Here is a 20,121-nt window from a genome sequence, read left to right as displayed (position 1 = left end):
TCCTCTAGCCCCATCCCGCGGGCATTTCTTTGTTATAGCGGCTCAGCGCGCGGCATACCCTGTCTTATCCTTTTGGCTAATACCGCGCACCAATGCATGCATAGGCCAAGGCGCGGGTCTTGTCGAGCGATGCTTCCCGAGGGGAAGGTCGTCACGCGCGTCAAATCGGAAAATTGATTGAAAAATCACAGGGCAAAGATGACTTCCGCGGCGCGCACAGCGGCAGACGCACGGTTCTCGACGCCAAGCTTCACGAAGATCTGCTCAAGATGCTTGTTCACCGTGCGCGGAGACAGGCCCAGGATCTCGCCGATATCCTTGTTGGACTTGCCCTTGGAGATCCAGATCAGCACTTCCGCCTCGCGCTGGGTCAGTTCAAAGCGTTCCTGCAGCGCCTGCACCTGGCCGGCTTCGTCTTCCGCCGTCACCCGGAAAAGGTTCTCGTCAGGTCCCACGCGTCCCAAGGGATGCAGCTGAACGGCCAGCTCCTCCGACAGGCCGAGCATGAAACTCTTGCGCCGCCCTTCACCCTCCGAGGACCTGTCCAGCCAGTCGCCAAGCGCCCGGCCGAGCCGGAACAGGCTGGTCTCCGCGGCGCCGGTCCGGGACAGCAGATTGTGGATCTGAGGGGTCGACCAAAGCACCGTCCCCTCCCCTGAAACCGCCACCAGGTGCCGGCCGGCGGCGTCGAGCGCCACATGAGCACTCTGCACGGAGCGGGCGTTCTTCAGGTGCACCTTGATCCGGGCCTTCAGCTCGTCGACATCGATCGGCTTGGTCAGAAAGTCCACGCCGCCCGCTTCCAGCGCCCGGACAATATGCTCCGTCTCCGAAAGCCCAGTCATGAAGATCACTGGGACATGCTGAAGCGCCTGGCTGTCCTTGATCTTCCGGCAGGTGTCGAAGCCGTCGAGACCGGGCATGACCGCGTCCATGAGGATCGTGTCCGGTGTCACCTTTTCGCAGATCTTCAGCGCCGCCTCGCCGCTGGTGGCAACCAGAACGGCAATCCCCGTCTTCTTCAGCGCCTCGGTGACGAAACCGAGCGTTTCGGGGCTGTCGTCCACCACCAGGACCGTATCGCGGCGTTCATCCGTCATGGGTTTCCAGTTCGCTCAGGACGTTTCTGTAACTGTCGAAATCGAACCGGGAGAGATGGTCCTGTAGTTCTTCGATCAAGGGCTGGTTTTCGGGGGTTGCCGCCAACTCGTTCAATTTTGCCTCGATCCCTTCAACATAACCGATATCGGCAAGAGACATCAGGTCAGCGACATGAACAGCCCCGGGCGACCGCAAGGGTCCGGTGGGCGCCTCCGATGCTTCCTGCCCGTTCGCCAGTTCGGTCCAGGTCACGCCCAAATGCTTTTGCAACAGGTCGTAGAGCTGACCAATCGCAAAGGGTTTGGCAAGCGTCGCGGAATGGTGGGCGGGGCCTTCCGGGCGCAGGCTCTGGTCGCCGATATTGGCCGAGAGCATGATGATCGGTGCTTTTTCGCCGCGCTTGCGCAGGGCCTCGGCGAGTTCCCAGCCATTCATGCCCGGCATCAGAATATCGATCACGTAAAGATCGGGCGACAATGGCGCCACCGTGTCGACACAGGCGTACCCACTATCGGCTTCAACAACCGCAAAACCGATGGGTTTCAGAATATCGCTTACGAGCGCCCGGTGATCGGGATTGTCGTCGACCACCGCGATCGTACGCCTTTTCCCTTCGTAGCCGCGGACCTGTTTTTCCAGCCGGATGGTGTCCACGGGGCGGTCGACACCGGACAGCATCAACCGCACCTCGAACGAGGCGCCCTTGCCCGGTTCGCTGGCGAGCGCGATGGCGCCGCCCATGGTTTCTGTCAGGAGCTTGGTGATGGTCAGGCCGAGACCGAGACCCGGCACACGCTTGCCACTCGCGGCCTTGCTGCGGCCGAAGGGCTCGAAGATCTTGGTCTGGTCTTCAAGGTCCACGCCCGGGCCGCTGTCATCAACGACAAAACTTGCGACCTGAGACCGGTAGCCGACCTTCAGTGAGACAGAGCCCTTGTCCGTGAACTTGATCGCATTGGACAGGAGATTGACCAGGATCTGGCGCAAACGCTTTTCGTCCGTGCGCACGAAAACCGGCAGGTTTGGCGCACGCTGATAGCTGAAGCCGAGGCCCTTGGAAGCCGCCTGCATGCGGAACATGTCGACGATCTGGTCGAGGAATTCGTGGATGTTGATCTCGTTGGAATAGATCTGCAGGCGCCCGGCCTCGATCCTGGAAATGTCCAGCAAGCCATCGATCAGGCCGGAGAGATGCTCCGCGCTGCGCCGGATCGTGCTGATCGCGGGCCTGCGCTCCACCGGCAGACTGTCGTCGCGCTCCAGCACCTGCGCGTAGCCCATCACGGCGTTGAGCGGCGTGCGCAACTCGTGACTGAGGCCGACCACATAGCGGCTCTTGGCAAGGTTGGCCGCTTCGGCATTCTCCTTGGCCTTTTGCAGGGCCGCGTCGGTGACGCTATGGGCATCGATTTCCTTTTGCAGCAGGGCGTTCTGGCGGGCCGATTCCTCCTCCGCGACCCGGCGCGTATCATGCGCGAGCACCAGGAACCAGCAAGCGATGCCGGCGACGACTGCAAAGACAAAGAAGATCAGCGCGACGGTCTGGGCAATGATGCCCGTCGGATCTCCCAGTCGGCTGGCCGCCTGTTCGTAGATGACCCAGAGCACCAGTCCGATACCGGTTATGGAGAAAACGGAGGTCAGTGCATAGCGGCCAAGTCTTGAGCGGAAGGTCGCAAGGATACTCTCCGGCAACACAAGCGCGGCGACGGTGCCGACCTGGTGCGCCACCCTTGCCTTGGGCTTGCAGCTGTCGCGGCAGCGGGCATCGAGCGAGCAGCACAGCGAACAGATCGGCGCCTGGTAGGCCGGGCAATAGGCCATGTCCTCCGGCTCGAACGGGTTCTCGCAGATGGAACAGGCGATCTGGTCTTTCTGTTGCCAGCTCTGGCGCGGCTTGCGAGCAAGATAAAACCGGCCGCCGGTCGCCCAGGCGATCGCCGGCGCGGCAACAAAGGCGATTGCCATGGCGAGAAATGTCGCCAGGGCGGCGGCGGCTTCACCGAAAAGGCCGAAATGCGCGGCCAGGGAGAGTGCTGTCGCCAGCAGCATCGCTCCGGTACCGACCGGGTTGATGTCATAAAGATGCGCCCGCTTGAACTCGATCCCCGGCGGCGACAGGCCAAGCGGCTTGTTGAGAAAAAGATCGGCGGAAATGGCCGAGAGCCAGGCCATGGCCACAATGGAAAAGACGCCGAGTGTTTCCTCGAGCAGGCGGTAGATGCCGAGTTCCATCAGCAAGAGTGCGATGCCGACATTGAACACCAGCCAGACAACCCGTCCCGGATGGGAATGCGTCAGCCGGGAAAAGAAATTCGACCAGGCGAGCGAGCCCGCATAGGCGTTCATGACGTTGATCTTGAGCTGCGCAACGACCACAAAGGCGGCCATCAGAAGCAGCACCACGGTTTCGTTCGGGATCATGTAACCGAAGGCAACCGTGTACATGCGCGAGGGCTCGTCCGCATGGCCGACCGGGACGCCGTGCGACAGCACCAGCACGGCCAGGAACGACCCGGCGATCATCTTGGGCGCGCCAAGCAACACCCAGCCGGGACCGGCCAGGAACAGCGCCAGCCGGTGGCGGCGGCGGGCGAAATCCTGGGCGGGCAGGAAACGCAGGAAGTCCACCTGCTCTCCGATCTGCGCCATCAGCGCCAGGATCACGGCGGAGGCGGCGCCGAAGCTGACCAGGTTGATGCTGGCCCAGCCGCCCACACCCGTCTTCGGCATCTGTGTGGCCGGATCGATCCCGGTGAATGTCAGCCAGCTGCCGACCGCCTGCCAGTCAGTGAAAACGATGAAGATAAACGGCAGGATGTTCAAAATGATCCAGAAAGGCTGTGTGGCCAGCTGAAACCGGCTGATCCAGGTGATGCCGTGGGTCACCAGCGGGATCACCGCGACCGCACTGACGACATAGCCGAGCCAGAGCGGCAGCCCGAAGGCGAATTCCAGCGCGCTCGACATGATCGAGGCCTCGATCGCGAACAGGATGAAGGTGAAGCTGGCATAGATCAGCGATGTTACCGTGGAACCGATATAGCCGAAGCCGGCACCGCGGGTGAGCAGATCGATATCGACCCCGTAGCGCATGGCATAGCGGCTGATCGGCAAACCGACCACGAGCAGCACAAGGCTGCCGACCAGGATGGCGAGAAAGGCATTGGCCGTGCCGTGCGACAGCGTGATCGCGCCGCCGATGGCTTCCAGCGCCAGAAAGGAGATTGCCCCGATGGCCGTCTGCGAGATCGCGCGGGAGGAAAACCGGCGTGCGCTCTTGGCGGTGAAGCGCAGGGCATAGTCTTCAAGGGTCTGGTTGTTGACCCATTTGTTGTATTGCCGCCGGACCGGCAGAATGCGCTGACGGGCGGTCATGAGTTCGCAGGAAGCGGGCGGACCGCATCCCTCCCCATCCCCGATCCGGGACAAAGACCCTCGACGCTCCCTGCCACTCTTTTCATCAACTGCCTGTATTTTTGGCAATCGCTTTCTGCCATGCCGTGGTCTTTCGCCCCGTTAATTGCGCCAAGCCTTCCTCACAGCACATTTCGTGCCGGAATGACCTCAAGTGTGCCAAAGGCCTCCACAGGCCCGATTACGTCAATTGACGTATGTTGCAGTGCAAAGGTTCCGGCGCACGATCCGTTCCCGACAGCGGCGCTCCTTCCTGCCGCCTTTCACCGGCCCGGGAACCGGTGACGTCACGAAAAGGGGAACATCCATGAAAAAGACACTCACATCCTTCGCACTGGCAGGCCTGATGGCCTCCACAATGATTGGCGGCGCGTCCGCCCAGGAAGACACCATCAAGGTCGGTATCCTGCATTCGCTGTCGGGCACGATGGCAATTTCGGAAACCACGCTGAAAGACGCCATGCTGATGCTCATCGACGAGCAGAACAAAAAGGGCGGCCTGCTCGGCAAGAAACTGGAAGCGGTCGTTGTCGACCCGGCCTCCGACTGGCCGCTGTTCGCGGAAAAGGCCCGTGAGCTGATCGAAGTCAACGGCGTCGATGCCGTCTTCGGCTGCTGGACGTCCGTCTCGCGCAAGTCCGTGCTGCCGGTCTTTGAAGAACTGAACTCGCTGCTGTTCTACCCGGTGCAGTATGAAGGGGAGGAAAGCCAGCGCAACGTCTTCTACACCGGCGCCGCGCCGAACCAGCAGGCCATTCCGGCCGTCGACTACCTGATGAACGAAGAAGGCGTGGAGCGCTGGGTCCTGGCCGGCACCGACTATGTCTATCCGCGCACGACCAACAAGATCCTGGAAGCCTACCTGAAGGCCAAGGGCGTTGCCGAAGAAGACATCATGATCAACTACACGCCGTTCGGTCATTCCGACTGGCAGACGATCGTGTCCGACATCAAGGCCTTCGGCTCTGCAGGCAAGAAAACCGCTGTGGTCTCGACCATCAACGGTGACGCCAACGTGCCGTTCTACAAGGAACTCGGCAATGCCGGCATCAAGGCCGAAGATATTCCGGTCGTTGCCTTCTCCGTGGGTGAAGAGGAACTCGCCGGTCTCGACACCGGCCCGCTGGTCGGTCACCTCGCCGCCTGGAACTATTTCCAATCCGCCGACACCGAGATCAACGCTGAGTTCATCGACGCCTGGCACGCCTTTATCGGCGACGAGGAACGCGTGACCAACGACCCGATGGAAGCCCACTTCATCGGCTTCAACATGTGGGTCGAGGCCGTTGAAAAGGCCGGCACCACCGATCCGGACGCGGTCATCGACGCGATTGTCGGCGTCAGCGTTCCGAACCTGACCGGCGGCATGTCGGCGATGATGCCGAACCACCACATCACCAAGCCGGTGCTGATCGGCGAGATCCAGGATGACGGCCAGTTCGAAACCGTGTGGGAAACCTCCGGCCTGGTCGTGGGCGATGCCTGGTCCGACTATCTGGAAGGCTCCAAGGACCTGATCTCCGATTGGCGCGCGCCGCTCTCCTGCGGCAACTTCAACACCGCCACCGGCAAATGCGGCGGCTCCGGGTCCTAAGGGAGGAAACGGAGTTGGGACGGGCTCTTTAGCCCGTCCCCTTTTCCCGGTTCTTTACCGGAGAAGCCCCCCACCCCTAACCCCTCCCCACAAGGGGGAGGGGAACACCGCCGAAACCGCCGAGATGCTTTTCTTCCATGGTGAGATGGAAAATCGAAGCACGGCATTTTGGCAAACGGGGCGTCATCCCCCTTCCCCCTTGTGGGGAGGGGTTAGGGGTGGGGGTTCCCTGCAAAAATACCGCCGACAGGCGACCGAAATCTCCAATCTTCAAGGCGGACACGATGTCCCTGGCAAGACCAATTCTTCTTCTCTTCGCGCTGATCGCCGGCGTTCTCGCTGGCCCGGCGGTCGCCCAGTCCGATCCGGATACCCTGCGCCCGCTGATCAACGAGCTGGCGGACGGCAAATACGACCAGACCCAGAAACAGATTGAAGCGCTGGCAGCCACGGGCGATCCGGCGGTTGCCCCCGCGCTTGAGGCGCTTGGCGAGGGCGATCTTTATGTCCGCAAGTCCGACGGCCTGGTGTTCATCACCAAAAAGGACGGCAAGGGTTACAAGCTGACCGATCCGCTGACGCTGGAAACGGCTGGCGAAGCAGGCCGGCGCGAAGTCTCGAAGATCAAGGTCAACAACAAGCTGCGCCGGGTGATCCGCTCCGCGCTCGGTTCGCTGACGCTGAGGGCCCCCGATCCCGAAGTTCGCCGTCAGGCAGCTGAAGCCATTTTCAAGGCCCAGGACCCGGACGGCATCGAGGCGCTTGATGCAGCGCTCGCCGCCGAGACCGATGTTGGCGTGCGCAAGGTGATGGAAGAGGCCAGGGCCGCCGCGGTGCTCAATTCCGGCATGGACGAGGCGCAGAAACTGGACGCGGTCCAGACCCTTTCCGACATGGGCAACCGGGATGCGCTGTCGCTGCTGCTTGCAACGCAAGCCTCGACTGAGGGCGCGGTGCGCGACGCCGCGGGCAGAGCTATCGTAAAAATCGAGAAATCCATCGCCGCCTGGGATGCGGCACAGAACATCTGGTACGGCCTCTCGCTCGGCTCCGTGCTGCTCCTGGCCGCCATCGGCCTTGCGATCACCTTCGGGGTCATGGGGGTCATCAACATGGCCCATGGCGAGATGGTCATGATCGGCGCCTACACCACCTTCGTGGTCCAGGAACTGATCCGCACCTCCGCACCGGGCCTCTTTGACTATTCCCTGTTCATCGCCCTGCCGCTGGCGTTTCTGGTTTCCGGCGCGGTCGGGGTCGCCATCGAGCGCGGCGTGATCCGCTGGCTCTACGGCCGCCCGCTTGAAACGCTGCTCGCCACCTGGGGCATCTCCCTAGTCCTGCAGCAGGCCGTGCGCTCTCTGTTCGGCCCGACCAACCGGGAAGTCGGCAATCCGGACTGGATGTCGGGCGCCTTCGAGATTGGCCAGATGACCATCACCTATAATCGCATGTGGATCATTGTCTTTGCCATGCTGGTCTTTACCGGACTGATGCTGGTGCTGAAAAAGACCCCCTTCGGTCTCTATACGCGGGCCGTTACCCAGAACCGGCGCATGGCCGCCTCCATGGGCATCCGCACCCCCTGGGTCGATGCCCTCACCTTCGGCCTCGGCTCCGGCATTGCCGGCATTGCCGGAGTTGCGCTCAGCCAGATCGACAACGTCTCGCCGAACCTCGGTCAGGGCTACATCATCGACAGTTTCATGGTCGTGGTCTTCGGCGGGGTCGGTAACTTGTGGGGCACGCTGGTCGGCGCGATGACGCTCGGCGTGGTCAACAAGTTCCTCGAGCCCTATGCCGGCGCCGTGCTCGGCAAGATCTTCGTGCTCGTCTTCATCATTCTCTTTATCCAGAAGCGTCCAAGAGGCCTGTTCGCCCTCAAGGGCCGGGCAGTCGAAGCATGATGTCCTCCTTCCTTTTCCGCGCCATGGACACCCGCGCGGGGATCTTCCTCGCCTTGATGGCGGCCGTGATCATCCTTGTGCCCGCCGGCAATCTGCTGGTCCCGGAAGGGTCCCCCTTCCATGTGCCGACCTACGCGGTCACGCTGATGGGCAAGTATCTCACCTATGCGCTGCTGGCACTCGCCGTGGACCTGGTCTGGGGCTATTGCGGCATTCTCTCGTTGGGTCACGCCGCTTTCTTCGCCCTGGGCGGTTATGCCATGGGCATGTATCTGATGCGCCAGATCGGCACGCGCGGGGTTTATGGCGACCCGATCCTGCCGGATTTCATGGTGTTCCTGAACTGGAAGGAGCTGCCCTGGTACTGGTACGGCTTCGACATGTTCTGGTTCGCCGCGCTGATGGTGGTGCTGGTCCCTGGTCTGCTCGCCTTCGTCTTCGGCTGGTTCGCCTTCCGCTCGCGCGTCACCGGGGTCTATCTGTCGATCATTACCCAGGCACTGACCTACGCCCTGCTGCTTGCCTTCTTCCGCAATGACATGGGCTTTGGCGGCAATAACGGCCTGACGGATTTCAAGGACATTCTCGGCTTTGACATTCAAGCCGACACGACCCGCGCCGGCCTGTTTGCAGCCTCGGGCCTGGCGCTGGTCCTGTGTTTTCTCCTCTGCCGGGCGATCACGCGGTCGAAACTCGGCAAGGTGCTGGTGGCGGTGCGCGACGCGGAGAGCAGGACGCGCTTCCTCGGCTACCGGGTGGAGCATTACAAGCTGTTCGTCTGGACACTGTCGGCGATGATGGCCGGCATCGCCGGTGCGCTCTACGTGCCCCAGGTCGGCATCATCAATCCGGGTGAATTCGCCCCGGCCAATTCCATCGAGGTGGTGATCTGGGTGGCGGTCGGCGGCCGCGGCACGCTGGTCGGCGCCGTCCTCGGAGCCGTTCTGGTAAACTTCGCCAAGACCTGGTTCACCGCCGCCCTGCCCGACATCTGGCTGTTCGCCCTCGGCGGCCTGTTCGTCGTCGTCACCCTGTTCCTGCCGAAAGGCATTGTCGGAACGCTCTCCCAGGGCTGGAGCGCGCTGCGCCAACGCAAGGTGTCGGCCGATTATGAAGCCGGGTCCGATGAACCGCCCGCACCGCCGCAGTCTCCGAGCGCACCGGCGAAGATCCACCCGAAACCAGCCGCTTCGCGCCTTCCGGCCGATGCCGAAGCCCAGCCCGCGGAGTGATCAGATGGCCAGATCCAACAGCCTGCTTTACCTCGACGGCGTGTCGGTCTCCTTTGATGGCTTCAAGGCGCTGAACGAGCTGTCGCTGACGATTGCCCCCGGCGAGATGCGTGCCATCATCGGCCCAAACGGCGCCGGCAAGACCACGATGATGGATGTGATCACCGGCAAGACCCGTCCCGATTCGGGCGAGGTCTATTTCAACGGCACCGTCGACCTGACCGGCGAAGACGAGGCCTCGATTGCCGAACTCGGCATCGGCCGCAAGTTCCAGAAGCCGACCGTCTTTGAAAGCCACACGGTTCTAGACAATCTGGAACTCGCCCTGAAGGCCCCGCGCGGACCGTTCGCGACGCTCTTTCACGTGATCGCGCAGAGCGAGAAGAAACGCCTCGACTATCTGCTCGACCTGATCCGGCTGGGGCCGAAGCGCGGCGAACTGGCGGCCAATCTCAGCCACGGCCAGAAACAGTGGCTGGAGATCGGCATGCTACTCGCCCAGGATCCGAAACTGCTTCTGGTCGATGAACCCGCCGCCGGCATGACCGACGCGGAAACGGCTGAAACCGCAGAACTCTTGAAAGATATTGCCAATGATCACTCGGTCGTCGTGGTCGAGCACGACATGGTGTTTGTGCGTTCCCTGGGTGTCAAGGTCACGGTCCTCCACGAAGGCTCAGTCCTGGCCGAAGGTTCGCTCGACCACGTCTCAGCCGATGAGCGGGTCGTTGAAGTTTATCTGGGGCGGTGAGTGACCATGGTGATCCCTAACCATTGTCATCCCGGTTTGGCTGAATGCCAAGACCGGGATGACAGACGAGAAACCAGGCACGTTCGCCACCTTTAAGGTCTGAAGTCATGCTGCAAGTCGACAATATCGATCTCCATTACGGCGCGGCGCAGGCGCTGAAGAAGGTGTCGCTCACCGCCGAGACCGGCAAGGTGACCTGCCTGATGGGCCGTAACGGCGTCGGCAAGACCTCGACGCTCCGGGCCGTCTCGGGCCAGCATGGCATCAGCGCCGGCAAGATCCTCTGGGACGGCGAGGACATCTCGGCGCTGCCTGCCCATGCAAGGGCCAAGAAGGGGATCGCCATCGTGCCCCAGGGTCGCGAGGTCTTTCCGCTGCTGAGCGTCAAGGAGAACCTGGAAACCGGCTACGCGCCGATCCCGCGCAAGGAGCGGTTCATCCCGGAGACGATCTTCGAGCTCTTTCCAGTCCTGAAGGACATGCTGTCACGGCGCGGCGGCGACCTTTCCGGCGGCCAGCAGCAGCAGCTAGCAATCGCCCGGGCACTGGTCACCCGGCCGAAGCTCCTGGTCCTGGACGAACCGACCGAGGGCATCCAGCCGTCGATCATCAAGGATATCGGCCGCGCGATCTCGTGGCTGCGCGACCAGGGCACCATGGCGATCGTTCTGGTGGAACAATATTTCGAATTCGCCCGTGACCTGGCCGACGGCTATGCGGTGATGGACCGCGGCGAGATCGTGCTCTCCGGCAGTGGCGCGGATCTGTCGGAAACGGAGGTCCGGCGCTTTCTGACGGTTTGATCAGGAGATCAAGCAAACTTCAGCGTCATCCTGAGGAGGCGCCAAGCGCCGTCTCGAAGGATGGGCCACACGCTCCGGAGCAAGTGGCCGATCCTTCGATTCGGACCTTGCGGTCCTCCTCAGGATGACGCAGTCCTGTTTGGCCTCGTCCGCGATTTGACGTGCGATGCGTGATTGATAGGGTGCGAGCAAATCACCCGCCTCTTTTCGATCACGCCGGATTCCCATGCCCCTGTCTCAAGACGCCATTGCCGCCATTACCGCCGCCGTCGACGCTCAATTCGAGGACCAGGTCGACTTTCTGCAGGACATCGTCCGAGCGCCGTCGCTGCGCGGCGAGGAAGCCGGTGTGCAGGGGATTGTCGAAAAGGCTCTGAAGGGACGCGGGTATGACGTGGAGACCTATCCGCTTGATGTGGCCGTGCTGAAGGATCACCCGGCCTATTCGCCGGCAACAATCGATTATGCCGATACCTTCAATGTCGCGGGCCGGAAAACGCCTGCGACCTCCTCCGGCCGCTCGCTGATCCTGAACGCCCATGTGGATGTGGTGCCGACCGCGAATCCGGACTTCTGGACCCACCCGCCCTTCTCCGCCACACGCGTCGGCGACTGGCTCTATGGCCGTGGCGCCGGCGACATGAAGGCAGGCCTCACTGCCAATCTCTTTGCGGTCGATGCCATCGAAGCGGCCGGGTTCCGGCTGCAGGCGCCGCTGGAAGTCCAGTCGGTGATCGACGAGGAAGTGACCGGCAACGGCACGGCAGCAGCCATCCAGCGTGGTGCGCGCGCCGATGCGGTGCTGATCCCCGAGCCGACCGACGAAGAGCTTACCTATGCCAATTCAGGCGTCATCAAGTTCCGGATCACGGTCCAGGGCGTTCCCGCCCATCCGCGCGAACCGGACTCCGGTCTTAGCGCCATCGAGGCCGCCTTTCTGGTGATCAAGGAGCTACGGGGTCTTGAGGCGCGCTGGAACGCCGAGAGGCTCGATCACGCAGGCTTCGACAAGCTGTCCAATCCCGCCAGTATGAATATCGGCACGATCTCGGGCGGGGAGTGGCAGTCGTCGATCCCCTTCGAATGCACTTTCGAGGGCCGGATCGGCTTTTATCCCGGCGACCGGCCCGAGGACCGCATGGCAGCGTTCGAACAGGCCCTGAACGGACTCGGATCCCTGGATCCGCGCCTTGAAAAGGCAAACCCGCGCCTGGAATGGACCGGCACCTGCCAGGCCGGTTACCGGCTCGCCGAAGGAACGGACGCCGAGAAGCTGCTGGCAGCCGCGCATGGTGCGGTCGCCGGAACAAGCCTTCAGCGCTCCATCATGGCCTGCTACCTTGACGCCGCGCTCTATATGAACCATTGCGGCATCCCGTCCCTCACCTATGGTCCTTTGTCGAAAAACATACACGGCATCGACGAATGCGTGAGCCTGCCGTCCCTGAAGCGGGTTACCAAGACCATCGCCCTGTTTACGGCCGGCTGGTGCGGCATTGCTCCGGAATAAGCGACTTCAGGCGGCCCGTTCGGCCTTCTCGGCCAGGGAGCGAATGAAGGCCAGGCATTGGTCCGGTGCCTGCGGACGGCTGAAGAAATACCCTTGAAACCGGGTGCAGCCGAGACGTTGCAGGCGCGCGAGCTGGTCTTCCGATTCCACCCCTTCCACAACGGTGCTGAAATCCAGGCTGCGGCTGAGGTCCAGGATCGAGCTGATGATGTGTCCGCTGACCTCGCCCTGATCGGACTGGGTCAGTGAGCGGTCGATCTTGACTTCGTCGAGCGGGAGAGCCCGCAGATATCTCAGTGACGTGTGCCCCATTCCGAAATCGTCGAGTGCGATGCGGACACCGTGTTCACGCATACGCTCCAGCGATGCCAGAGCGGCGTCATCGGGAATCAGCATGGTGGATTCGGTGATTTCCAGCATCAGAACATGGGTCGGCAGAAAATGGGCGTCCAGACGTGCGAACACCCTTTGGTCCAAAGTGCCGCTCAAAATCTGGGCCGGAGCGACATTGACCGCGATCATGAAGTCGTCCGGTACGCTGCCCTGCCAGTCCTTGCGCTGCGCGCAGGCCAGATCCAGCACGAAATCTCCGAGTTCCGGCATGATGCCAAGGTCCTCGGCGAGTTGGATGATCACCGGCGGCGGGATCCGCCCGTGAACCGGATGATCCCAGCGCAGCAGGGCCTCGGCCCCGAAGGCCCGGCCGCTGCGCAGGCAGATCTGCGGCTGATACTCCAGAAACAGGTGTCCGCGCCGTTTAACGGCGATTTCCAGATCGCCCGCAAGGCTCAACGCCAGGCGCCCGAGGTCGCCAGTCCGTGACAACAACCGCTTTCCAGCCGACCTGTTATCGCCCTGCTCGGTAATAACCAGCAGGCTTTGCAGGGCCGCCTGCCCTTTCAGCGCCGCAACGCGCTCCGACAAGCGAACGAAGGGCGCATAGACGACAACGCTGATCAAAAGGCAGAGGGCCTGGACAAGCGCGCCGTTCACCGAACCGGTCACCGCATAGCCGTTGATGATCGCGGGCGTTGTCCAGGCCACCTGATGACCAGTCAGAGGCATGAAGTCGGTGCTCATGGCAAGATACATCACAATCGTGTTCACAACCGGCACCAGCAGGAACGGCAGCGCGAATATCGGGTTGAGAACGATCGGCAAGCCGTAAAGCAGCGGCTCGTTGACATTGCAGAGCGCCGGCAAGGCGGCCAGAAGGGCGAAGTTGCGTGTGCTTGGGGACCGGCTGACCAGCAGCATGGCGATGATCAGTCCGAGCGTCGCACCCGATCCTCCCATATGCAGAAGATCGAAAAACTGAGACGTAAAAATGAATTCCGGTGGCTTCCCGTCGATGACGGCGATGTTGTTGGCGATGCTGGCCGGGGCCATTTGCAAATCCTGGACAGCCTGCAGAACATTGGGGCCATGAATGCCGAACAGCCAGAACACCTGCGAAACGATAATATAGGTCAGACCGAAGCCGAGCGTGTCTGCACCGGATGTCAGGGTCTTCGCCAAGGTACCGTTGAGATCGGCTACGACATCGGTTGAGCCCAGGCTCAACAGCACGGCCTTGAGGATGGCGAACAGGATTATGGTCAGACCGGCGGCCGGCATGATGGTGAAGACGTCGCCGATCATGCCTTCCTGGCCGATCGACTTCGACTTGATCCGCAACACCTGCATCCTTGCCAGACGCAGAAACACTTCCGTCGAGCCGATGGCCACGAGAAGCGCGACCGGCAATCCGAAGCTGAGAGAGATCGCGGCCTGGAGCGTCGCCTGCTCCGTCGGCGCGACCAGCACGAAGAAACACGTGACCGTGACCATGACCACCAGAACCGGGCTGGCAATCGGAGTGCTTTCGCGGGTGTTTCTCAGATTTGAATAGACATAAGCGTAGCCGCACATGGCCAGCAGCGCGGCGATGCCGAAGGTCGAGGACACAAGGATCGACAGGACCGTGTCAAACTGCGGACCGAACAGGATTGCGAAGAAAGGCTTCAGTTCGGGAAAGGGCGGATGCTGGAAGAGAAGCGCCAAGGCACCTACCATGATCAACGGCAGTGTAAGTGCCAGCCCCCTTTGCAGGGCGTTGAGCATGGGAATGCGGCTCAAGACATCCGCGAAGCCGATGACGTCAATCTTCAAAATCGGGCCCTGTCTAAACTTTGCCTTCACAACCCACACGCCCAAAAAAAACGGCTGTTTACTAAGGCGGGAACCTGGAAGCTTGATCTTTTTCTTTTATATTACGCCCTCTTAACAAATACCCTCCTCGTATTTTTGCCATGATTTCTGGCGTTGGTGCCGCATTTGCAAAGCCTTGGGACACGCCGGCGCTGCCTTGGAAGCGGCAAATTGACGGCGCGGCCGACTTCGGGTCTGGCAATTTCCTCCGCAGGGATGTAATCCCTGCACACTTCGTCATCCTCATGGCGGCCGGCCCATGCCGGAAAGACGACCAGAAGCAGGAACATTAGAATGCGCGTTGCAATGATTGGAACCGGCTATGTCGGTCTGGTATCCGGGACATGTTTTGCAGATTTCGGTCACGTGGTGACCTGCATCGATAAAGACGTATCCAAGATCGATGCGCTCAACGCGGGCCAGATCCCGATCTATGAACCCGGTCTGCGGGAGCTGGTCGCAAAGAACGTTGCCGAAGAGCGCCTGTTTTTCACCACCGATCCGAGTGACGCGATCCGCGAAGCCGACGCGGTGTTTATCGCGGTCGGCACACCGACACGGCGCGGGGACGGCCATGCGGACCTGTCCTATGTCTATGCGGCGGCGGAAGAAATTGCCGGTCTTTTGAACGGGTTTACGGTGATCGTCACCAAGTCGACCGTTCCGGTCGGAACCGGTGACGAGGTTGAGGCGATCATCGCAAAAACCAACCCGGACGCCGAATTTGCGGTGGTCTCCAACCCGGAATTCCTGCGCGAGGGCGCGGCGATCAACGACTTCAAGCGCCCCGACCGGGTTGTTGTCGGCACAGACAGCGACAGGGCTGTCGAGGTGATGCAGGAGCTTTACCGGCCGCTCTATCTGAACGAGACGCCGATCATCGTCACCCGGCGGCGCACGTCGGAACTGATCAAATACGCCGCCAACGCCTTTCTTGCCGTCAAGATCACTTTCATCAACGAGATTGCCGACCTGTGCGAGAAGGTCGGCGCCAATGTGCAGGAAGTCTCGCGCGGTATCGGTCTGGACAACCGGATCGGCGGCAAGTTCCTGCACGCCGGCCCCGGTTATGGCGGTTCGTGTTTTCCGAAAGACACGCTGGCTCTTTCCAAGATCGCGGCCGATGCCCAGTCCAGCCTTAAAATCGTCGACAGCGTCATCGAAGTGAATGCCGCGCGCAAAAAGAAGATGGCCGACAAGGTGATCGATTTCCTGGGCGGCGACGTCAACGGCAAGACCGTCGCTCTTTTGGGTCTCGCCTTCAAGCCGAACACGGACGACATGCGTGAAGCGCCGAGCATCGACATCGTTGAAAAACTGCAGAGTGCCGGCGCGAAAATCCGTGCCTACGACCCGGCCGGCATGGAAGAAGCCGAAAAGCTGATGTCGGGCGTCATGTTCTGTGACGGCCCCTATCACGCCATTGAAAACGCGGACGTGGTTGTAATCGTCACCGAGTGGGACCAGTTCCGCGCTCTGGACCTGGATCGTGTCAAGTCCCTAGTCAACGCACCCAAGGTCGTGGACCTCAGGAACATTTACAAGCCGGATTACATGGCCGCCAAAGGGTTTGACTATACCAGCGTCGGTCGTAGCTACTGACACCAAGCCAGCTTGCAAATACAACCTGAATAAGAGGCGCCGGATTTCTACAATCTGGCGCTTTTTTTAAATGTTACCAATTTTTCACATCACTTTTGACTCTGGTTTATTGCTCCCGCGCCGCCTCCATGGTAACCAAATCCTTAATAGACAACAATTTTCCGGTTCTCGTTAACCTAGTATTAACGATATCGTAGCGCTGAAGAATACGGCCGGATATGATGGTTTTGCACATCCCCTTGTAGCGCGTAACGGGTTGAGGCTGGCGTAATTTGGCAGACGAAACAGTTTCCTACGGTGCTGAAGACCACAGCCGCGAGGCGTTGAACCTCGCAGGCTACGTCGTCTGGGGCGGTCTGGCAGCCGGGGCTATCGGCGGGACCGCGGCACGGCGGACGCGCAGGAACCGCCCGAGCCGCGCCCTCAACAGCGCCATGAAAAAAGCGCTCGACCTGACCGGCGCCACAGCGGGTCTGCTTCTGCTTTTTCCCCTCTTCGTTGCAATCTCAGTTGCAATCAAGGCAACGAGCCGCGGACCGGTCCTGTTCTGTCAAAAACGCTACGGGCGCAATGGAACTCCTTTCACCGTGCTGAAGTTCCGCACCATGCATTTGCACCAGTGCGACCCGTCCGGCGTAAGCCAGACAGTGGCCAACGACCCCCGTGTCACGACAGTCGGCTCCTTCCTGCGCAAGAGCAATTTCGATGAACTCCCGCAGCTGATCAACGTCCTCAGGGGAGACATGTCGCTGGTCGGACCGCGTCCGCATGTGCCGGGCATGCTGGCGGCCGGCGTTCCCTATGAAACCTTCGACCCAAGATACATGGCTCGGCACGAGGTTCTGCCCGGCCTGACCGGCTTGGCGCAGGTGAGCGGCTTTCGTGGTGAGACCAAGGAAGCCTATGCTGCCCGCATGCGCCTGGAATGCGACCTCGCCTATATTCGCCAGCAGTCCATTCTTCTGGACCTCAGGATCATCGCGGCGACAATCGTCAATGAATTTTTCAAAGGCAGAGGGTACTGACCCCGCCGATCAGGCTCCGCCACACAGGCTCGCCATACGCTGCAGTGCCAGAACGTAGCCCTCAACACCACATCCGGCGATCACCGCATCGGCCCGTGCCGACACGTAGGAATGGTGCCGGAAGCTCTCACGTTTGTGGATGTTCGATATGTGCACCTCGATCACCGGGCAGTCACAGGCCTTCAGAGCGTCCAGCAACGCGATCGATGTATGGGTGTAGGCAGCCGGATTGATGACAATGCCCGCGGCTTGCACTCGAGCCTCGTGAACCCAGTCGATCAGATCGTGTTCGGCGTTGCTCTGACGGAACACGATCTCCATGCCGTGAGAGGAAGCTGCCGTTTCACACATGTGGCGCACATCCTCCAGCGTCTGCGCCCCATAGATTTCCGGTTCCCTTAGGCCAAGGAGATTGAGATTCGGACCGTTCAGAATGTAGATGCTGCGTGCCATGAAATTGCCTCTTGTGCTGCCGTGGCAGCGTGCTGCGGGATTGCGGTTTTTACCAAGATTCTCGCCGTTTTTCAGCAAAACCCTGTGGACGGTTTCCGGGTGCGTCAACATCGTCTGGACATAACCTTGCGCTGATCGGCTTTACGCATTATTAACTATGAAAATCCAGGGCGAACGGAACGGCTCAACGGGAAATGATGGTAAAGCGGGAACGGCTGGACACACTTGAAGCACTGATGGCGGCGGTTGAAGGTTATCAACATCTGCCGATCGACGTGCTCTCTCAATTTCTGCTGGACCACTACACTGTTGATCTCGACGTTCTGGCGCAATTCGCCGATGCCGCTGAAGCCGAGAATACAAGCGTGCAGAACGGCACCACCTATCAGGTGGCCGATCGCAGGTCCGGCGCACAGTCCGCCGCCTGATCCCATTTCACTGAATTGACGACCTAGTCACCCGAATCTGAAGTTCGTCTTATTTCCCGGCACACTCGGAACGAGCTTCAGATTCCAAAGGGTGACTAGCAAGCATATGTTTCTAGTGTGGTTTTCGAATTTGAAATTCGCTTCGATGGTCGCTGCAACAATGAGGCGAATTTTAAATTCACCACACTAGCCGATCGCGGTGATGCCGCCTTCGTTGCCGCCTTCCTGACCGGGAGGCTGTCCCGGACCGCCTTGCCAGATCTTCTGACGGTTGCGGATTTCACGCGGGGCCGGACCGAAATAGGTTGCCGTCTTGATGAAGTCGCGCGGATGCAGGATCACGCTGGACACCCGCTGATAAAGCGATTTTGCCGAGATCGGTTTCGACAGCAATTCGTGCACACCGAGGCGGCGCGCCTCGACAATCCGGCTGCGTTCCGTATGGGCCGTCACCATGATGATCGGAATATAGGCGAAGGGATTGTTGGGGCTGCGGATCATGCGCACCATGTCGGCGCCGTCCAGGATCGGCATGACCCAGTCCAGAATGAGAATGTCCGGGTTCGCGCGGTCCATGGCCTCTAGACCGGACGCACCGTCTTCCGCTTCGACAATACGGCGCGCGCCGAACCCCTGCAGCATGGTGCGCAGGATGGTTCGCATATAGGCGCTGTCTTCGACCAGCAGGAATGTCAGCGAGGCAAGATCGAGGCTCACCTAGTCCTCCATGTTTGATCCCAGTCTTGTCATGAAAGTCTGAACAATGAGTTAGCCGTTTTTTCCACAGCTCGCCCTCCCGTTTTCACAGCACAACCTGGGCACAACTCATGGGCAGTGCAACTTCTTGCACAATTGCTTCGGAATACACGGAGCGGCTTCATGCCTTGGTAATATTGCAGCGAATTAATCTTTTGCGGGAAGCCAAATTAACGGGACTTTCAAAACTGAAGCGTCATCTTGCGGCAAAGAAAACAAACCTGATGAGCTGCCCTTGCCAACAACAGTAAGAACCATGTCACGGGAACCCGACCCTTTTGGGGAAGAAAAACCGCTCCCTTACGAGCCTCACCCCTCAGAAACAGGCGCCGGCGGACGCCTGCGGGACAACCTGCTGCTGCTTGCCGGCGTCGGCCTCGTTCTACTCGCGACGGGAATGGCCCTGTCCAATGTCCTGTCCTGACGTCCTGCCGCCTCACAAGCGGACCGGCTCGGCTTCCTTCATCTTGCGCTGAACAGCGCGACACAGCCGATCATCTCAATCCGAACTTCCTCAAACCGCAAAGCCAAGGCCGCCTCAAGGGTGTCCCGGGTGTCGTCCTCGTTGGAGAAGACCCCCTTGGAATTGTAGACTGCCATCAGTTTGCGGGCGATCCAGGAGCGCGGTGCGTCTCCCTGCAGGATCGTCGATCCGAAGACCGTGCCTCCCGGGGCCAGGTGCGGCTTGAGATGGTCGAGCAGGACCGTTTTTTCCGTCATGGTACCCGGCAGGCAGTGAAAAACGTAATTCAGCCCGACGGATTGAAACCGGCCGAGTGTTTCCGGCCAGGGGATCAGCGCATCGGCCTGAACGGTCCGGGGCTGATAGCGGCTGATCCGGGCAGCTGCCGCCTCCAGGCATTCCGCGTTCGGATCGAGCAGCGTGATCTTCGGCTGGGCGACCGGAAAGACGGCCTTGTCGAGAAAATAGCCTGTGCCGACTCCGATATCGAGGTGATCCGCCGTCAGGTGCCTTGAATAGAGATCGACCAGATGCTTGCTCGCGCAGCGCCAGATCAGGCTGTTCGACAGGCCCAGAACCAGGGCGTCATAGATGGCCAAGGATTTCCTGGAATAGACGGCATAACCAGGTTTGTGCGCCTCGGGAAACTGTTCCATGCCTCGACCTCGCAGAATTGACGAGGCTCCCGCTAGAATGCCTTAGCGGCACTGTCAAGTGCTGCCCCCCGATTGCACTGCTGTCAGTCCGGCAGATCATCGTCATCGAGGATGCGCCACTTGGCCCCTTCCAGGTCGTCATACTGACCGCTTTTCAGCGACCAGAGAAATGCGCCAAGGCCAAGCGCGCCGAGAAACAGCGCGATCGGGATCAGAAAGATCAGCACATCCAT

Annotated in this window: 17 protein-coding genes; 10 read left to right on the top strand and 7 right to left on the bottom strand. The window is 60.7% G+C overall.

Translation table 11 applies throughout. The features are described from left to right. Positions 1 to 185 precede the first annotated feature (185 nt). Entirely contained in the window at positions 186 to 1,100 is a 915-nt protein-coding gene (locus M0H32_RS02545) for a response regulator transcription factor (RefSeq protein WP_248150292.1), read from the bottom strand. After that, positions 1,090 to 4,479 (bottom strand): hybrid sensor histidine kinase/response regulator, encoded by a 3,390-nt coding sequence (locus M0H32_RS02540; RefSeq protein ID WP_248150290.1) that lies wholly within the window; start codon positions 4,477 to 4,479, stop codon positions 1,090 to 1,092. Before M0H32_RS02540 ends, M0H32_RS02545 begins: the two co-directional genes overlap by 11 nt. Positions 4,480 to 4,825: 346 nt before the next feature. On the opposite strand from M0H32_RS02540, the gene urtA reads away from it, so the two are divergent. The 6 genes from urtA (at position 4,826) to M0H32_RS02510 (ending at position 12,315) form a co-directional block, all read left to right on the top strand. Continuing rightward, complete coding sequence (gene urtA / locus M0H32_RS02535) at positions 4,826 to 6,112, top strand: urea ABC transporter substrate-binding protein (RefSeq protein ID WP_248150288.1); 1,287 nt, start codon at positions 4,826 to 4,828, stop codon at positions 6,110 to 6,112. A 284-nt stretch (positions 6,113 to 6,396) separates the two neighbouring features. Beyond that, positions 6,397 to 8,019 (top strand): urea ABC transporter permease subunit UrtB, encoded by a 1,623-nt coding sequence (urtB, locus tag M0H32_RS02530; protein WP_248150286.1) that lies wholly within the window; start codon positions 6,397 to 6,399, stop codon positions 8,017 to 8,019. Continuing rightward, positions 8,016 to 9,251: an urea ABC transporter permease subunit UrtC gene (gene urtC / locus M0H32_RS02525; RefSeq protein ID WP_248150284.1), complete on the top strand. Its 1,236-nt coding sequence runs from the start codon at positions 8,016 to 8,018 to the stop codon at positions 9,249 to 9,251. The genes urtB and urtC overlap by 4 nt, the downstream gene beginning before the upstream one ends. A 4-nt stretch (positions 9,252 to 9,255) precedes the next feature. Further along, the gene (urtD, locus tag M0H32_RS02520) at positions 9,256 to 10,002 is read left to right on the top strand and encodes an urea ABC transporter ATP-binding protein UrtD (RefSeq protein ID WP_248150282.1); all 747 of its coding nucleotides are present in this window, start codon (positions 9,256 to 9,258) and stop codon (positions 10,000 to 10,002) included. A 107-nt stretch (positions 10,003 to 10,109) separates the two neighbouring features. After that, the gene (urtE, locus tag M0H32_RS02515) at positions 10,110 to 10,805 is read left to right on the top strand and encodes an urea ABC transporter ATP-binding subunit UrtE (RefSeq protein WP_248150281.1); all 696 of its coding nucleotides are present in this window, start codon (positions 10,110 to 10,112) and stop codon (positions 10,803 to 10,805) included. A 226-nt stretch (positions 10,806 to 11,031) separates the two neighbouring features. Then, positions 11,032 to 12,315: an ArgE/DapE family deacylase gene (locus tag M0H32_RS02510; RefSeq protein WP_248150280.1), complete on the top strand. Its 1,284-nt coding sequence runs from the start codon at positions 11,032 to 11,034 to the stop codon at positions 12,313 to 12,315. 6 nt (positions 12,316 to 12,321) lie between these two features. On the opposite strand, the gene M0H32_RS02505 is transcribed toward M0H32_RS02510, so the two are convergent. Next, the gene (locus tag M0H32_RS02505) at positions 12,322 to 14,466 is read right to left on the bottom strand and encodes an EAL domain-containing protein (RefSeq protein WP_248150278.1); all 2,145 of its coding nucleotides are present in this window, start codon (positions 14,464 to 14,466) and stop codon (positions 12,322 to 12,324) included. A gap of 333 nt (positions 14,467 to 14,799) precedes the next feature. Here M0H32_RS02505 and M0H32_RS02500 point away from each other — a divergent pair, with 333 nt between their 5' ends. Together M0H32_RS02500 and M0H32_RS02495 are read left to right on the top strand one after the other, a co-directional pair. Beyond that, the gene (locus M0H32_RS02500) at positions 14,800 to 16,107 is read left to right on the top strand and encodes a UDP-glucose dehydrogenase family protein (protein WP_248150276.1); all 1,308 of its coding nucleotides are present in this window, start codon (positions 14,800 to 14,802) and stop codon (positions 16,105 to 16,107) included. Between the two features lie 272 nt (positions 16,108 to 16,379). Further along, the gene (locus M0H32_RS02495) at positions 16,380 to 17,132 is read left to right on the top strand and encodes a sugar transferase (RefSeq protein WP_248150274.1); all 753 of its coding nucleotides are present in this window, start codon (positions 16,380 to 16,382) and stop codon (positions 17,130 to 17,132) included. Between the two features lie 9 nt (positions 17,133 to 17,141). Here the strand turns inward: M0H32_RS02495 and aroQ are convergent, their stop codons facing one another. Then, the gene (gene aroQ / locus M0H32_RS02490) at positions 17,142 to 17,585 is read right to left on the bottom strand and encodes a type II 3-dehydroquinate dehydratase (RefSeq protein ID WP_248150271.1); all 444 of its coding nucleotides are present in this window, start codon (positions 17,583 to 17,585) and stop codon (positions 17,142 to 17,144) included. Between the two features lie 194 nt (positions 17,586 to 17,779). Here aroQ and M0H32_RS02485 point away from each other — a divergent pair, with 194 nt between their 5' ends. Continuing rightward, positions 17,780 to 18,013, top strand: coding sequence for a hypothetical protein (locus tag M0H32_RS02485; RefSeq protein WP_248150267.1), 234 nt, complete (start codon positions 17,780 to 17,782; stop codon positions 18,011 to 18,013). A 186-nt stretch (positions 18,014 to 18,199) separates the two neighbouring features. Here M0H32_RS02485 and M0H32_RS02480 read toward each other — a convergent pair whose 3' ends face one another. Next, positions 18,200 to 18,730 carry a response regulator gene (locus tag M0H32_RS02480; RefSeq protein WP_345779314.1) on the bottom strand — a complete coding sequence of 177 codons (531 nt, stop codon included), beginning with the start codon at positions 18,728 to 18,730 and terminating at the stop codon, positions 18,200 to 18,202. A gap of 295 nt (positions 18,731 to 19,025) precedes the next feature. On the opposite strand from M0H32_RS02480, the gene M0H32_RS02475 reads away from it, so the two are divergent. Beyond that, positions 19,026 to 19,193 (top strand): hypothetical protein, encoded by a 168-nt coding sequence (locus M0H32_RS02475; protein WP_248150263.1) that lies wholly within the window; start codon positions 19,026 to 19,028, stop codon positions 19,191 to 19,193. 38 nt (positions 19,194 to 19,231) lie between these two features. Here the strand turns inward: M0H32_RS02475 and M0H32_RS02470 are convergent, their stop codons facing one another. Both M0H32_RS02470 and ccoS read right to left on the bottom strand, forming a co-directional pair. Further along, positions 19,232 to 19,888 carry a class I SAM-dependent methyltransferase gene (locus tag M0H32_RS02470; protein ID WP_248150260.1) on the bottom strand — a complete coding sequence of 219 codons (657 nt, stop codon included), beginning with the start codon at positions 19,886 to 19,888 and terminating at the stop codon, positions 19,232 to 19,234. 83 nt (positions 19,889 to 19,971) lie between these two features. After that, the gene (gene ccoS, locus M0H32_RS02465) at positions 19,972 to 20,121 is read right to left on the bottom strand and encodes a cbb3-type cytochrome oxidase assembly protein CcoS (RefSeq protein WP_152502863.1); all 150 of its coding nucleotides are present in this window, start codon (positions 20,119 to 20,121) and stop codon (positions 19,972 to 19,974) included.

The sequence above is a fragment of the Roseibium sediminicola genome, assembly GCF_023156505.1.
Classification (GTDB): Bacteria; Pseudomonadota; Alphaproteobacteria; order Rhizobiales; family Stappiaceae; genus Roseibium; species Roseibium sediminicola.
This window is presented reverse-complemented; position numbering and strand designations above follow the sequence as displayed.

What these genes read in the sequence shown, in the direction of transcription:
- M0H32_RS02545 (WP_248150292.1), bottom strand. Translation starts at nt 1,100, where the DNA reads ATGACGGATGAACGCCGCGATACGGTCCTGGTGGTGGACGACAGCCCC.
- M0H32_RS02540 (WP_248150290.1), bottom strand. Translation starts at nt 4,479, where the DNA reads ATGACCGCCCGTCAGCGCATTCTGCCGGTCCGGCGGCAATACAACAAA.
- urtA (WP_248150288.1), top strand. Translation starts at nt 4,826, where the DNA reads ATGAAAAAGACACTCACATCCTTCGCACTGGCAGGCCTGATGGCCTCC.
- urtB (WP_248150286.1), top strand. Translation starts at nt 6,397, where the DNA reads ATGTCCCTGGCAAGACCAATTCTTCTTCTCTTCGCGCTGATCGCCGGC.
- urtC (WP_248150284.1), top strand. Translation starts at nt 8,016, where the DNA reads ATGATGTCCTCCTTCCTTTTCCGCGCCATGGACACCCGCGCGGGGATC.
- urtD (WP_248150282.1), top strand. Translation starts at nt 9,256, where the DNA reads ATGGCCAGATCCAACAGCCTGCTTTACCTCGACGGCGTGTCGGTCTCC.
- urtE (WP_248150281.1), top strand. Translation starts at nt 10,110, where the DNA reads ATGCTGCAAGTCGACAATATCGATCTCCATTACGGCGCGGCGCAGGCG.
- M0H32_RS02510 (WP_248150280.1), top strand. Translation starts at nt 11,032, where the DNA reads ATGCCCCTGTCTCAAGACGCCATTGCCGCCATTACCGCCGCCGTCGAC.
- M0H32_RS02500 (WP_248150276.1), top strand. Translation starts at nt 14,800, where the DNA reads ATGCGCGTTGCAATGATTGGAACCGGCTATGTCGGTCTGGTATCCGGG.
- aroQ (WP_248150271.1), bottom strand. Translation starts at nt 17,585, where the DNA reads ATGGCACGCAGCATCTACATTCTGAACGGTCCGAATCTCAATCTCCTT.
- M0H32_RS02485 (WP_248150267.1), top strand. Translation starts at nt 17,780, where the DNA reads ATGATGGTAAAGCGGGAACGGCTGGACACACTTGAAGCACTGATGGCG.
- M0H32_RS02475 (WP_248150263.1), top strand. Translation starts at nt 19,026, where the DNA reads ATGTCACGGGAACCCGACCCTTTTGGGGAAGAAAAACCGCTCCCTTAC.
- M0H32_RS02470 (WP_248150260.1), bottom strand. Translation starts at nt 19,888, where the DNA reads ATGGAACAGTTTCCCGAGGCGCACAAACCTGGTTATGCCGTCTATTCC.
- ccoS (WP_152502863.1), bottom strand. Translation starts at nt 20,121, where the DNA reads ATGGATGTGCTGATCTTTCTGATCCCGATCGCGCTGTTTCTCGGCGCG.